At 62.6% G+C, this 13,011-nt stretch carries 10 protein-coding genes and 2 tRNA genes; 6 read left to right on the forward strand and 6 right to left on the reverse strand.

Features of this window, described 5'->3' with window-relative positions; genetic code table 11:
- Window positions 1-175: 175 nt before the first annotated feature.
- The 3 genes from MOK15_RS03300 to MOK15_RS03310 form a co-directional block, all read right to left on the reverse strand.
- On the reverse strand, window positions 176-409 hold the full coding sequence (locus MOK15_RS03300) for a helix-turn-helix domain-containing protein (protein WP_242930300.1): 234 nt from the start codon (window positions 407-409) through the stop codon (window positions 176-178).
- Between the two features lie 232 nt (window positions 410-641).
- Window positions 642-1,211 carry an aminoacyl-tRNA hydrolase gene (gene pth / locus MOK15_RS03305; protein WP_242930301.1) on the reverse strand — a complete coding sequence of 190 codons (570 nt, stop codon included), beginning with the start codon at window positions 1,209-1,211 and terminating at the stop codon, window positions 642-644.
- 135 nt (window positions 1,212-1,346) lie between these two features.
- Window positions 1,347-1,964, reverse strand: a complete 618-nt coding sequence (locus tag MOK15_RS03310) for a 50S ribosomal protein L25/general stress protein Ctc (RefSeq protein ID WP_242930302.1) — start codon at window positions 1,962-1,964, stop codon at window positions 1,347-1,349.
- A 204-nt stretch (window positions 1,965-2,168) separates the two neighbouring features.
- Here MOK15_RS03310 and MOK15_RS03315 point away from each other — a divergent pair, with 204 nt between their 5' ends.
- The gene (locus MOK15_RS03315; RefSeq protein WP_242930303.1) at window positions 2,169-2,330 is read left to right on the forward strand and encodes a hypothetical protein; all 162 of its coding nucleotides are present in this window, start codon (window positions 2,169-2,171) and stop codon (window positions 2,328-2,330) included.
- Window positions 2,331-2,590: 260 nt separating this feature from the next.
- Here MOK15_RS03315 and MOK15_RS03320 read toward each other — a convergent pair whose 3' ends face one another.
- Both MOK15_RS03320 and MOK15_RS03325 read right to left on the reverse strand, forming a co-directional pair.
- Window positions 2,591-3,469 carry a TraB/GumN family protein gene (locus tag MOK15_RS03320; RefSeq protein WP_242930304.1) on the reverse strand — a complete coding sequence of 293 codons (879 nt, stop codon included), beginning with the start codon at window positions 3,467-3,469 and terminating at the stop codon, window positions 2,591-2,593.
- Between the two features lie 7 nt (window positions 3,470-3,476).
- Complete coding sequence (locus MOK15_RS03325) at window positions 3,477-4,370, reverse strand: TraB/GumN family protein (RefSeq protein ID WP_242930305.1); 894 nt, start codon at window positions 4,368-4,370, stop codon at window positions 3,477-3,479.
- Window positions 4,371-4,504: 134 nt separating this feature from the next.
- Here MOK15_RS03325 and MOK15_RS03330 point away from each other — a divergent pair, with 134 nt between their 5' ends.
- From MOK15_RS03330 to MOK15_RS03350, 5 genes are all read left to right on the forward strand, one after another.
- The gene (locus MOK15_RS03330; protein ID WP_242930306.1) at window positions 4,505-5,404 is read left to right on the forward strand and encodes a glycine--tRNA ligase subunit alpha; all 900 of its coding nucleotides are present in this window, start codon (window positions 4,505-4,507) and stop codon (window positions 5,402-5,404) included.
- Window positions 5,405-5,558: 154 nt separating this feature from the next.
- Complete coding sequence (gene glyS / locus MOK15_RS03335; RefSeq protein WP_242930307.1) at window positions 5,559-8,093, forward strand: glycine--tRNA ligase subunit beta; 2,535 nt, start codon at window positions 5,559-5,561, stop codon at window positions 8,091-8,093.
- A 140-nt stretch (window positions 8,094-8,233) separates the two neighbouring features.
- Window positions 8,234-10,933 carry a pyruvate, phosphate dikinase gene (ppdK, locus tag MOK15_RS03340; RefSeq protein WP_242930308.1) on the forward strand — a complete coding sequence of 900 codons (2,700 nt, stop codon included), beginning with the start codon at window positions 8,234-8,236 and terminating at the stop codon, window positions 10,931-10,933.
- Window positions 10,934-11,115: 182 nt separating this feature from the next.
- Window positions 11,116-11,192, forward strand: a tRNA-Arg gene (locus MOK15_RS03345).
- Window positions 11,193-11,248: 56 nt separating this feature from the next.
- Window positions 11,249-11,325 (forward strand) — tRNA-Arg (locus MOK15_RS03350).
- Window positions 11,326-11,549: 224 nt separating this feature from the next.
- On the opposite strand, the gene MOK15_RS03355 is transcribed toward MOK15_RS03350, so the two are convergent.
- A complete protein-coding gene (locus MOK15_RS03355) occupies window positions 11,550-12,998 on the reverse strand; it encodes a cobyric acid synthase (protein ID WP_242930309.1) in 1,449 nt (482 codons plus the stop codon).
- Window positions 12,999-13,011 lie beyond the last annotated feature (13 nt).

Below are 13,011 nucleotides of genomic sequence, written 5' to 3' on the forward strand. Positions count from 1 at the left end.
GCACGAAGCCGCGCGCAACTAAATGCAGGGCGGCCATTGAAGGAGATCGGTGGTGTCGGGTATTTGAGCGGATTGGATCGGCCCCTGCGGGATCGGGCAGCAACAAATTTCGAGTGGAAATAGTTCATAGGATATGAGGCCTGACCGCTCGGCCCCCGCTGCAAGGCCTCGTCATTCACACACCATATCGTTGGTAATGTGGATCGGCGGTGGTGTCGAAGGCTCGACAGGCTGCCCATTTTTGCAGATCTTCCAGCGCGTAAAATACTCTTCTCCGGAGTTTCCTGAACGGCGGTCCGCCGCCCACAACCCGCAGCTTTTCAAGTGTGCGTGGGGAAAGGCGGAGAAAATTGGCAGCTTCATCATTTGATAAGAACGTCGGGCTCTGAACTAGGATCGAATTATGCACGCTTGCTCCAAGAGGGCTGGTGGGGTGGCCGCATATGACCTTGCTGTCATTGACAATCCAGAAAAAATCATCTAGTTCCAGTATGGTTAGGCGTATTTTCTCTTTTCACTTGTAGCTCAAAATCCGCCGTAGCAATACATGTCGGTTCGAGTCCGACCATCCGCACCAGCACTCTCATGATCATAGGTGCTTCGCTTCTGGGAACGGATCGTTCCCTGCTGCGGCAGGTGGATCAGTCCGCCAGCCGCAGCGCGACTTCGTTCATGAAACGGGCGTCGTCATTCTTCGCCAGCCACTCCGCCTCCGCGCCGATCGCGCCCAGCATGTCGGCCAGGGCGTCCATCTCGCTCTTGGCGTAATTGCCCAGCACATAGCCATGGACCTTGTCCTTGTGCCCCGGATGGCCGATGCCGATCCGCACCCGGCGGAAATCCGCGCCGATATGCGCGTCGGTCGATCGCAGCCCATTATGCCCGGCATTGCCGCCGCCGCGCTTCACCTTGACCTTCATCGGCGTCAGGTCGAGTTCATCGTGAAAGACCGTGACGTCCTGCGGGGTGAGCTTGTAGAAGCGCATCGCTTCGCCCACCGAGCGGCCGCTTTCGTTCATGAAGGTGGCGGGTTTCAGCAGCAGGATTTTTTCCGGGCCGATCCGCCCTTCCTGCACCCAGCCCTGGAACTGCTTCTTCGGCGGCGAAAAGCGGTGCATGTCGGCGATCAGGTCTACGGCCATGAAGCCGACATTATGCCGGTGCATCGCATATTGCGCGCCCGGATTGCCGAGGCCGACCCAGATCTGCATGAAAATCCTCCAAACACACAAAACCCCGTTCGCCCTGAGCCTGTCGAAGGGCCGTCCTTCCTTGAAGAGAAGGGCAGGGCTTCGACAAGCTCAGCCCGAACGGGGTTGAGCAAAAACCGTACGGCTAGGAAAGGCTTATTCGCCTTCTGCTGCCGGGGTTTCGGCGTCGCCTTCGGCGCTCTTGAGAGCCGACGGGGCAACGATGGTGGCGATGGTGAAGTCACGATCGTCGATCGCGGTCTTCGCGCCCTTGGGCAGCGTCACCGCGCTGATGTGGATCGAATCGCCGACTTCGAAGCCCTGGAGGTCGACGACGACATCTTCGGGGATTTCAGCGGCGTCGACGATCAGTTCGACTTCGTGACGAACGATGTTCAACACGCCGCCCTTCTTCAGGCCCGGCGAAGCGTCTTCGTTGGCGAAGCGCACCGGCACGTTGACGTGGACGGAGGCATGTTCCGAAACGCGCAGGAAATCGGCGTGCAGCGGACGGTCGGAGACGGGGTGGAATGCCACGTCCTTGGCGAGCGTGCGGACAGTCTTGCCGCCGACTTCGACCATGATGACCGAATTGAAGAAGTGGCCGGTGCCGAGCTGTTTGCTGAGGAGCTTTTCCTCGACGTGGATCGACAGGGGTTCTTCATTATTTCCGTAGATGACGGCGGGAACGCGGCCCTCGCGGCGGAGAGCGCGGGAGGCTCCCTTGCCTGCCCGATCGCGTGCCTCGGCCGACAGCGTAAGCTGCTCGCTCATTGCGTGTCTCCAAAAGCAGATTGATACAATTTTCCCGCCACGCCTCCAGGGATGACCATAACGGGAAGGCGGCCCTTTAGCAGAAAGCGGTAGAAAGGCAAGAGGAAGGGGCGACGGACTGGCGCCTCCGTTTGAAATTTGACGGATCGCCTGTCGCATCCCAGCCGCGCCTTCTATATGCTTGGCGGAAAGCATGGAGATTAAATGGCTGACTTATACCTGAAGGCGTTGGAATCAGAGCGCAAGAGTCTTTGGGCTGCCTGTCGGCTGAAAGGCCTCGCCAAGGATACGCCAGAGCGCCAGCGCATAGCTGAACTGGATATCCTTCTTCACGAGCATAAGGAAAAGAAGAAGAAGGGCGCCTAATACTAAACTGCGTAGAGAATGACTCATCAAGATCGATCGGATGTTGTTCCCCGGCGAAAGCCGGGGTCCAGGTCCACGGTTCGAACTGGACCCCGGCCGAAGTTTATCCTGAGCGCCTGCTGCAAGCAGGCAGTCGAAGGGCCGGGGAACAGGCCAGCGTGAGTTCTCATCAATGTATCTTGGTATCAGCCCTGACAAAGCGGGAGGCCACCACATTAGCGGGCGACGCGCAAACCTCCGTTCAAAGCGAATGGAGGCGGTTACTGCACCCGCGTCACCGTAAATCCCCGCGCTTTCAGCAGGTCGATCAGATTCTCCCGCCCCGTCAGATGGCCCGCGCCGACCGCGATGAAGGGCCGCCCCTTCATCGGTCCGATCGCCTTCGCCCAATCGCGGTTGCGCGCGACCAGCACGGCTTCCTCAACTTGCGGGTCTGGTTGCTCGCCATGTTGGTCCTCCCTGGCGATGGCATCCATGTCGCCCTTGACCCAGGCTTTGAGGATGAGGTCGTACAGCGCCTTCATGTCCTTGGCTTCATGCACCGTCTGCACCAGCAGCTTGGCCTGCGCCGCTTCCGGTAGCGTATCGAACGCCGCGAACTGCCGTTCCACCGTCTCCAGTCCGTCGATCGGCTTGCCCGCTTTTTTGAAGGTCTCGATCAGCACCGGCTCCACCCCGTCATCCTGGCTGACATGGAGCGCCTGCTGGCTCGCCGCCGAGAGCAGCATCGCCGCCGCCCAGCTTTCATAGCCCGACAGCAGTTGCGAACTGGTGCCGCCATCGTCGATCGCCTTGACCAGTGCGGCCTTCTCGTCCATCGGCACGCGCGCCTCCAGCGGCGGCAGGCCGGGACTGCGGCCCATCTGCTCGAACAGGGCCAGCGTCTTCTGCTGGTCCTGCAAATCCGCCGCCTCCAGCACCAGCCGGTCCGCCTGCCCCATGGCGTCCCTGATCGCCGGTGTGTCCCAGGCGACGCCCCTGGGCAGGACATGGATCGTGCCGAACAACCAGCCGTTCATATCGCCGCGCTGCACCTGCCACAGCGCCGGGCCACCCTGCGCCGGGGGCTGGGGCGCCTTGTCGCAGGCTGCGATCAGGGTGAGGGCGAAAAGGGCGAGGAGCCCGGTGACGAGACGCATTATCGCGTCACTCCTTCACGCGATGCGTCACCACGCCCAGCGCCTTCAACTGCTCCTGCACGCTGTTCTTGCCCGCTAGATGGCCCGCGCCGACCGCGACGAAGACCGTGCCGGGCTGCTCCAGCCGCGCCTTGATCCACCTGGCCCAATTGGCGTTGCGGTCGGTCAGCAGTACCTGCGCCAGTTCCGGCGTCGCCTCCAGCGATTCGTTCATCGCCTTGGCCAGCTTGTCCGGCTGCCCCGCCTGCCAATAGGTCAGCAGGTCGCCAAATTCCTTCTCCATATCCGGCAAGCCGTCCACCGTGGCGTTCAGGAACTGTACCTGCTGCGCCATCGGCAACTCGGCGAAGAAGCCCACCTGCTGCTCCACCGTTTCCAGCGCGTCGACCTTCTTGCCCGCGGCCTGCGCTGCGCTGCGCAATATCTTCTCCGCGCCCAGGTCATTCCTGTATCCCAGCCGCTCCAGCGGCGCGACCGACAATATCATGCCCGCCATCCAGGGATTGAACATGTCGAATGTCTGCCAGGGCAGGCCATAGGATTCCATTGCTGCCTGATAGGCGGTTCGCGCCTTGTCGTTCAGCCGGTCGGACAGCTTCACCCCGTCCTTCGCCAGCGCCATGGTCGACATGGTTGCGCCCAACTGGCTGGGATCGTCCGGCTCGATGATTTCCAGCACCAACTGATCCGAACCGTCGAACGCCCGTTTCACGGTCCCGTCGAACCAGTCGATCCCCGGCTTCATCACATGGACGGTGCCGAACAGATAGATGGTCGTGTCGGCGTCCTTGACCTGCCAGAGGGCAGGGGTGGTGGTGTTGGCGGGACGGGCCTGCGCCACGCCGCCGACCAGCAGCAGCGCGGCGCTCAGCGCGCGCAGCAAAGCGGGGATCATCTTCATCCCCCTTCCATGGGGAGCGCAGGGCCGAAGGGCAAGCCGTTTAACCCTGATTGCCGCCGCTTTTCCTTGACCCCTCCGGCCTCATGCGCCAAGGCGCCAGCCACGTAAAACAGCTATTTCAGCAAGGACTATCCGTGGCCGAAGGCAAAGCGCTTTCCTTCCAGGACCTGATCCTGACCCTCCATGCCTATTGGGGGAAACAGGGCTGCGTCATCCTCCAACCCTATGACATGGAAGTGGGCGCGGGCACCTTCCACCCTGCGACCACGCTGCGCAGCCTTGGCCCGAACGCCTGGAACGCCGCCTATGTGCAGCCCAGCCGCCGCCCGACCGACGGCCGCTATGGCGAAAATCCCAACCGGCTCCAGCATTATTACCAATATCAGGTCATCATGAAGCCGTCCCCGGCGAACTTGCAGGAACTCTATCTGGGATCGCTGGTGGAAATCGGCATCGACCCGCTGGTCCACGACATCCGCTTCGTCGAGGATGACTGGGAAAGCCCCACGCTGGGCGCCTGGGGTCTGGGCTGGGAAGTCTGGTGCGACGGCATGGAAGTCACCCAGTTCACCTATTTCCAGCAGATGGGCGGCTATGACTGCAAGCCGGTCGCGGGCGAACTGACCTACGGCCTCGAACGCCTCGCCATGTATATTCAGGGTGTCGACAGCGTCTATGACCTCAAGTTCAACGACGCCGGTGTGACCTATGGCGACGTGTTCCTGGCGAATGAGCAGCAGATGTCGAAATGGAATTTCGAGATCGCCGACACCGAAAAGCTGTTCCGCTGGTTCAAGGACTGCCAGGCCGAATGGCGCCAGTGCATCGACGCCAATGTGCCGCTGGCCGCTTATGACCAGGCGATCAAGGCCAGCCATGTCTTCAACCTGCTCCAGGCGCGCGGCGTCATTTCGGTACAGGAACGCGCGAGCTACATGGGCCAGGTGCGCGACATGGCAAAGGGTAGCTGCGAGGCGTGGATTGCTAGCAACAGCGACGAATGGGCTGCGAAATATCCGGGGTGGGCGGCGTGATCTGCGCTTCGTTCATCCTCCCCTTGCAGGGGAGGTGGCAGCACGAAGTGCTGACGGAGGGGTGTTCTCCTCTCGATAGCGTGACACCCCTCCGTCTGGCTGCGCCAGACACCTCCCCTTCCAGGGGAGGATGGATTCTTGATGGACTTGAAGCATGACTGACTTCCTCCTCGAACTGCGCTGCGAGGAAATTCCCGCGCGTATGCAATTGAAGGCATCGGACGATCTCGCCCGCCTCTTTACCGAGGAACTGGCGAAGGCTGGCCTCAAGCCGAGCAGCATCGACAGCTTCGTCACCCCCCGCCGCCTCGCGCTGATCGCCCGCGACCTGCCGCTCGAAACCGCGGCGGTGAGCGAGGAATTTAAAGGCCCGCGCACCAGCGCCCCGGCCCAGGCGCTCGACGGCTTCCTGCGCAAGACCGGCCTGACCCAGGACCAGCTCGAAGACCGGGAAGGTGTCTGGTTCGCTGTCGTGAACAAGCCCGGCCGCGCCACCGCCGAAGTGCTGGCGCAAGCCGTTCCCGCCATCATCCGCGCCTTTCCCTGGCCCAAGTCGATGCGCTGGGGCGTCGCCAGCCAGACCACGGAAAGCCTGCGCTGGGTCCGTCCGCTCCAGGGCATCGTCGCCATATTGGGCGAGGAACTGGTCGATATCGAGATCGAAGGAGCATCGCCAGGAAAAGTGGGAACCGGTTTTCCGTCCGGCGATGCGGCCAACAAGAATGTCATTAAGTCAGGCTTCGCCACGCTCGGCCACCGCTTCCATCATCCCGGTGAAATCACCATTGGTGGTGCGCACGACTATGCCGAAAAGCTGCGCGCCTGCCACGTCATCGTCAGCCATCAGGAACGGCAGGCGATCATCGCGGCGAAGGCCGAAGAGGCAGCCGCCGCCAAGGGCTACACCGTCATCGAGGACAAGGGACTGGTCGCGGAGAATGCGGGCCTGACCGAATGGCCGGTGCCGCTGCTGGGCGATTTCGACCCGGCCTTCCTTGAGGTGCCGCCTGAGGTTATCCAGCTAACCCTGCGCATCAACCAGAAATATTTCGTGCTGCGCGACGCTGCCGGGAAACTGGCGCCCGCCTTCATCTGCACCGCCAATATCGAGGCGAAGGATGGCGGCGCGGCGATCATCGCGGGCAACCGCAAGGTGCTCGCTGCGCGGTTGAGCGATGCCCGCCATTTCTGGGAAGAGGACCAGTGGCATCATGAGGGGACGGGCGCGTCGCGTCGCCGTTCTACGCGCAAGACGCTGGCCGAACATGCCGAAAAACTTGTGCGCATCACCTTCCATGAGAAGCTGGGCACCGTCGCCGACAAGGTGGAGCGCGTCGCGAAACTCGCCCGCTGGCTGGTGGAAGAGGGGATCGTTACCCCCGACACATCCGTCACCCCAATATCAACCGTCATCCCCGCGAAGGCGGGGACCCATCTCCCGACCTCGCATCCGGACGCAGCGCCGGAGATGGATTCCCGCCTTCGCGGGCATGACGAAGATAAAAAAACGCTCGCCGACCTCGCCGAACAGGCTGCTTATCTCGCCAAGGCCGATCTCGTCACCGAAATGGTCGGCGAATTCCCCGAATTGCAGGGCGTGATGGGCGGCTATTACGCCCGCGCCGAAGGCCTGCCCGATGCCGTCGCCGACGCGATCCGCGACCATTATAAGCCGGTCGGGCAGGGCGATGACGTGCCGACCGCACCGGTTACGGTGGCGGTGTCGCTGGCGGATAAGCTGGATACGCTGGTAGCCTTCTTCGCCGCTGGTATGTTCCCGACCGGATCGAAAGACCCCTTCGCTTTGCGGCGATCGGCCCTGTCCATCCTCAGTCTGCTGACCGAAAACAAGATCCGCCTGTCGTTGGCGTCGGCTATTTCCTACAGCTTCGATCTGATCCGGCGGTCTTTCCTCAACACCCAGTTGCTTGCGGAACTCTCCAAACTACGCGGTAAAAATATTGCGGGTAATCAAGAACATCTGGGTCGTTTGATGGTCAGCATCATGGCGGGTTTCAATCCCGACCGGGCCTGGACGGGCGTGGAGCGTGACGCCGCCACCGCGCTGGTCAGCGAACTCCTCGACTTCTTCGCCGATCGCCTCAAGGTTCAGCAGAAGGAAGCCGGCGTTCGTCACGACCTGATCGACGCGGTGTTCGCGCTGGGCGGCGAGGATGATCTGATTCGCCTGCTCGCTCGCGTGAAGGCGCTCCAGTCCTTTGTCGCGACCGACGATGGCACGAACCTGCTCGCCGGCTACAAGCGCGCCGCCAATATCCTCAAGAAAGAAGGCGCAGAGGCGCTTGAACCCACCCGTCACCCCGGCCTTGAGCCGGGGTCCCGCTTGTCTGGCGGCGCTGAAGGCAGCGAGACCCCGGATCAAGTCCGGGGTGACGGAAGTGGACTGGTCGCGCAAAAGGCCCTTTCCTACATCCCCGAAAAGGCGGAAGCTGATCTGATCGCTGCGCTCGACGTGGCGGAACCGCAGGCGGCACAGGCTGTCGCGGCCGAGGAGTTCGAAGGCGCCATGGCCGCGCTCGCGACGCTCCGCGCGCCGATCGACGCCTTCTTTGACAGCGTCACGGTCAATGATGCCGATCCGGCCAAACGCACGACTCGCCTCGCGCTGCTGGCGCGGGTGCGTGATGCAGTGCACAATGTCGCCGACTTTTCGAAAATTACGGGATAAGGAAACGATATTCCAACTTCTACGGGAAATATGCGAAGTTAAGGGGGATATATCCTATATCCTCCTCTATTAAGCCGCTATCTGCGGTAACATTGTTGCAACGCACAAACTCGGCAATCAGTGCAGGGAGAGCCGGTACTATGGTTATGACGGAAGAGGCCCAGATGAGCAGCACTTCGACCCGCTATGTCTATCGTTTCGGCGGTGGCGTGAATGACGGGGGGAAGGGTGACAAGAACTTGCTGGGCGGCAAGGGCGCGAACCTGGATGGCATGGCCGCAATCGGTCTGCCGGTGCCGCCGGGTTTCACCATCACGACGGAAATGTGCACCCGCTATTATCAGGATGGCGGCGTCTATCCCGACAGCCTGAAGGCGGAAGTCGCGAACGGCATCACCCATATCGAGGGCGTGACCGGCAAGATCTTCGGCGACAAGGCCGATCCGCTGCTCGTTTCCGTCCGGTCGGGCGCGCGCATCTCCATGCCCGGCATGATGGACACCGTGCTTAACCTCGGCCTCAATGACGAGACGGTTCTGGGCCTCGCCGCCGCGAGCGGGGACGAGCGTTTCGCCTGGGACAGCTATCGCCGCTTCATCCAGATGTATTCGGACGTTGTGCTGGAACTGGACCATGGCGCGTTCGAGGAAGCGCTCGAAATCGCCAAGGAAGATCAGGGCTATACGCTCGACACCGAAATGACCGCCGACGACTGGAAGGGTCTAGTCGCCGAATATAAGGCGCTGGTCGCCAAGCTGTGGAACAAGCCCTTCCCGCAGGATGTGCATGACCAGCTTTGGGGCGCGATCAGCGCCGTGTTCGGTAGCTGGCAGGCGGACCGGGCCAAGGTCTATCGCCGCCTCAATTCCATCCCCGGCGACTGGGGCACGGCCGTCAATGTGCAGGCGATGGTGTTCGGCAATATGGGCGACACCTCGGCCACCGGCGTTGCGTTCACCCGCGATCCGGCGACCGGCGAGAATGCCTATTATGGCGAATATCTCATCAACGCGCAGGGGGAGGATGTGGTCGCGGGCATCCGCACGCCGCAATATCTGACCCTTGCCGCGCGCGAGCGGGCAGGGGCCAAGCCGCTGTCGATGGAAGAGGCGATGCCGGAAACCTATGCCGAACTGGCGCGGGTGTTCGACATCCTCGAAACCCATTATCGCGACATGCAGGATATCGAGTTCACGGTGCAGCAGGGCAAGCTCTGGATGCTCCAGACGAGGTCCGGAAAGCGCACCGCCAAGGCCGCGCTCAAGATTGCGGTCGACATGGCCAATGAAGGGCTGATCTCGGAAGAGGAAGCCGTCGCCCGTGTCGATCCCGCCGCGCTCGACCAGTTGCTGCATCCGACGCTCGATCCCAAGGCGCCCCGCGACGTGCTGACCAAGGGTCTGCCCGCTTCGCCGGGCGCGGCTTCGGGCGCGATCGTGTTCGACGCCGACACTGCCGAACGTCACAGCGAACTGGGCGACGCCGTCATCCTGGTTCGCGTCGAAACCAGCCCGGAAGATATTCACGGTATGCACGCGGCCAAGGGCATCCTGACCGCGCGCGGTGGCATGACCAGCCACGCTGCCGTGGTGGCGCGCGGCATGGGCCGCCCCTGCGTCTCCGGCGCGGGCAGCCTGTCGATCGACAATGCCGCCAAGATATTGCGCATCGGCAATCGCGAGTTGAAGGAAGGCGACATCCTCACCATCGACGGCGCCACCGGCGAAGTGATGGCGGGCGAAGTGCCGACCGTGCAGCCCGAACTGGCGGGCGATTTCGGCATCCTGATGGGCTGGGCCGACAAGGTTCGCCGCCTCAAGGTCCGCGCCAACGCCGAAACCCCGCTGGACTGCCAGACTGCGCGCGATTTCGGTGCGGAAGGTGTGGGCCTGTGTCGTACCGAACATATGTTCTTCGACGCGGCGCGCATCACCGCCGTGCGCGAGATGATCCTGGCCGACAGTGAGAAGGGCCGCCGCGCCGCGCTCGACAAGCTGCTGCCGGAACAGCGGGACGATTTCGCGCAGATATTCCTGGTGATGGCGGGCCTGCCCGTCACCATCCGTCTGCTCGACCCGCCGCTGCACGAATTTCTGCCGCATGGTGAAGCGGAGTTTGAGGATGTGGCCAAAGCCGCAGGCGTTGGTGTGGAAACGCTCAAGCGTCGCGCCGCCGAACTGCATGAGTTCAACCCGATGCTGGGCCATCGCGGTTGCCGCCTGGGCGTCACCTATCCCGAAATCTACGAGATGCAGGCCCGCGCGATCTTCGAAGCCGCGCTGATCGTGAAGGAACGGACCGGTCAGGCGCCGATTCCCGAAGTCATGATCCCGCTCGTCGCGACGAAGAAGGAGCTGGAGCTGATGAAGGCGATCGTCGATCAGGTCGCCAAGGATGTCTTCGCGGAACAGGGCGCGTCGGTCGACTATCTGGTCGGCACGATGATCGAACTGCCGCGCGCCGCGCTCAAGGCCGGCGAGATCGCCGAAGTGGGCGAGTTCTTCTCCTTCGGCACCAACGACCTGACGCAGACCACGATCGGCATCAGCCGCGACGACGCCGGCCGCTTCCTGACGCAATATGTGGACAAGGGCATCTTCGCCCGCGACCCGTTCGTCAGCATCGATGTGGAGGGCGTGGGCGAACTGATCCAGCTCGCCGCCGAACGCGGCCGTGCGACCCGTCCGGGCATCAAGCTCGGCATCTGCGGCGAACATGGCGGCGACCCCGCCTCGATCGCCTTCTGCGAGGCGACGGGGCTCGATTATGTATCGGCCTCGCCCTATCGCGTGCCCATCGCCCGTCTGGCGGCGGCGCAGGCCGCGCTGGCCAAGCGGTGATAGGAAAAGGGCGGGGCAAAACCCCGCCCTTTCTTTTACCGCACACCCCTATTTTTCCGTGGCTTGAATGGGGAACCGGGGCAAAGCTCCTCGCTTGGGCAAGGCCGTGGATGTAACCGTAGGAAAAGTGTAAAAAGGGGCTTGCCCAATCGGCCGGACGCTTCTATCTGCGCGTCTCCAACGCACCCGTAGCTCAGCTGGATAGAGCATCAGACTACGAATCTGAGGGTCGGACGTTCGAATCGTTCCGGGTGCACCATTTTTCAGAAGGGCTTTCGGTCCGGGCTTCCAGCCACGATCCGTCACCTTTCTCACGCACCCGTAGCTCAGCTGGATAGAGCATCAGACTACGAATCTGAGGGTCGGGCGTTCGAATCGCTCCGGGTGCACCATTTTCCAAATATGCGAATGCCGATGCCGCTATGGGCAGGCCGATCGAGACCTTTCAACCAAGGTCCGGGGCTGGCGGGTATTTGTGCTGGATCACCTCAAGCCGGACAATGTCATTATGGCCGCGCGCATTGTCGCGGACATATCCGACCCGTACCCATGAGTCCGCGTGGACAAGGCCTCCTCCCGATCCACTCCGGACATTTCGCAGCCCATTCGAATCGCGTCAGCCCATTGCCAGCGCCACCATCGCGTCGATGTCGGCATGGGTTTCCAGCAGCGCCGCGATCTCGTCCAGCGCGTCCTCGACCGACCGGTCATAATCCTCGCCCGCCGATTGCCCGCCCAGTCGCTTCAGCAGCGCGTCGCGCAACGCGCTATCGTTGAGCAGCCCATGGACATAGCTGCCCATGACGCGGCCGTCGCGGCTGATGGCGCCATCGGAATGTCCGTCCAGCATGGCGAAGGGGCGCGCGCAGTCCGGCCCGTCCGTTCGCCCCATATGCATTTCATAGCCGCTGAAATCGGCCTCCAATGCTCGCCCGCGTACTGCCTCTAACGTTTTTTTGCCGCTCAGCACCGTTTCCACGTTCAGCAGGCCCAACCCATTGATTGCGCCCGGCGGCCCCTCCAGCCCATCGGGATCGTCGATCCTCCGCCCCAACATCTGGTATCCGCCGCAAATGCCCAGCACCGCGCCGCCGCGCCGATGATGCGCGCGGATATCGATGTCCCACCCCTGCGCCACCAGCGCGCGCATGTCGGCGACCGTCGCCTTCGATCCGGGCAGGATCACTAGCGTCGTTTCGGCCGGGATGGGCTGGCCCGGCCCGATCATGCGCAGGTCGACCGCCGGTTCCAGCTTCAGCGGATCGAGGTCGTCGAAATTGGAAATGCGCGGTAACACGGGACAGGCGATCACCAGCGGCGCTTGCGTGGAGAAACTGCGCCGTTCCAGCACAACTGCGTCCTCGCTCGGCAATCGCGCCACTGCGTCCAGCCATGGCACCACCCCCAAGCCGTGCCAGCCTGACAAGGTTTCGATCTGGCGATAGCCGTCCTCGAACAAGGCCGGATCGCCGCGAAATTTGTTGATAAGGAAGCCGCGGATCATCGCCGCATCATCGGGGTCGATCACGGTTCGGGTGCCGACCATAGCGGCTATCACGCCGCCCCGGTCGATATCACCGACCAGTATCACCGGCACGTTCGCCGCGCGGGCGAAGCCCATATTGGCGATATCCCCGGCACGCAGGTTGATTTCGGCGGGAGACCCCGCACCCTCGACCACGACGATATCGCATTGTGCCTTCAGCCGCGCATAGCTTTCGAGCACCGCGCCCAGCAACTCCCCGCGTACCGCGCGGAAATTGCCCGAACCCAGCGTACCGCGCGCCTGACCATGGACGATGAGTTGCGATGTCCGGTCGGCCTGGGGTTTCAGCAGCACCGGATTCATGTCCGTATGTGGCGCAACCCCGCAGGCGATGGCCTGCAACGCCTGCGCCCGGCCGATCTCGCCACCATCGGTGGTGACGGCGGCATTGTTGGACATATTCTGCGGCTTGAACGGCCTGACCCGATAGCCCCGCCGCACCAGCGCCCGGCACAGCCCGGCAACCAGCACCGACTTGCCCACGTCCGACCCGGTTCCCTGCAACATGATAGCGCCCATGATCCCCTCCTGC

This window comes from Sphingobium sp. BYY-5 (genome assembly GCF_022758885.1).
In the GTDB taxonomy this organism is placed as follows: domain Bacteria; phylum Pseudomonadota; class Alphaproteobacteria; order Sphingomonadales; family Sphingomonadaceae; genus Sphingobium.

Excerpts from the sequence above, each read along its gene's own strand:
- MOK15_RS03315 (WP_242930303.1), top strand. The coding sequence starts at position 2,169 with ATGGCTGACTTATACCTGAAGGCGTTGGAATCAGAGCGCAAGAGTCTT.
- pth (WP_242930301.1), bottom strand. The coding sequence starts at position 1,211 with ATGCAGATCTGGGTCGGCCTCGGCAATCCGGGCGCGCAATATGCGATG.
- MOK15_RS03325 (WP_242930305.1), bottom strand. The coding sequence starts at position 4,370 with ATGAAGATGATCCCCGCTTTGCTGCGCGCGCTGAGCGCCGCGCTGCTG.
- MOK15_RS03355 (WP_242930309.1), bottom strand. The coding sequence starts at position 12,998 with ATGGGCGCTATCATGTTGCAGGGAACCGGGTCGGACGTGGGCAAGTCG.
- ppdK (WP_242930308.1), top strand. The coding sequence starts at position 8,234 with ATGGTTATGACGGAAGAGGCCCAGATGAGCAGCACTTCGACCCGCTAT.
- MOK15_RS03320 (WP_242930304.1), bottom strand. The coding sequence starts at position 3,469 with ATGCGTCTCGTCACCGGGCTCCTCGCCCTTTTCGCCCTCACCCTGATC.
- glyS (WP_242930307.1), top strand. The coding sequence starts at position 5,559 with ATGACTGACTTCCTCCTCGAACTGCGCTGCGAGGAAATTCCCGCGCGT.
- MOK15_RS03310 (WP_242930302.1), bottom strand. The coding sequence starts at position 1,964 with ATGAGCGAGCAGCTTACGCTGTCGGCCGAGGCACGCGATCGGGCAGGC.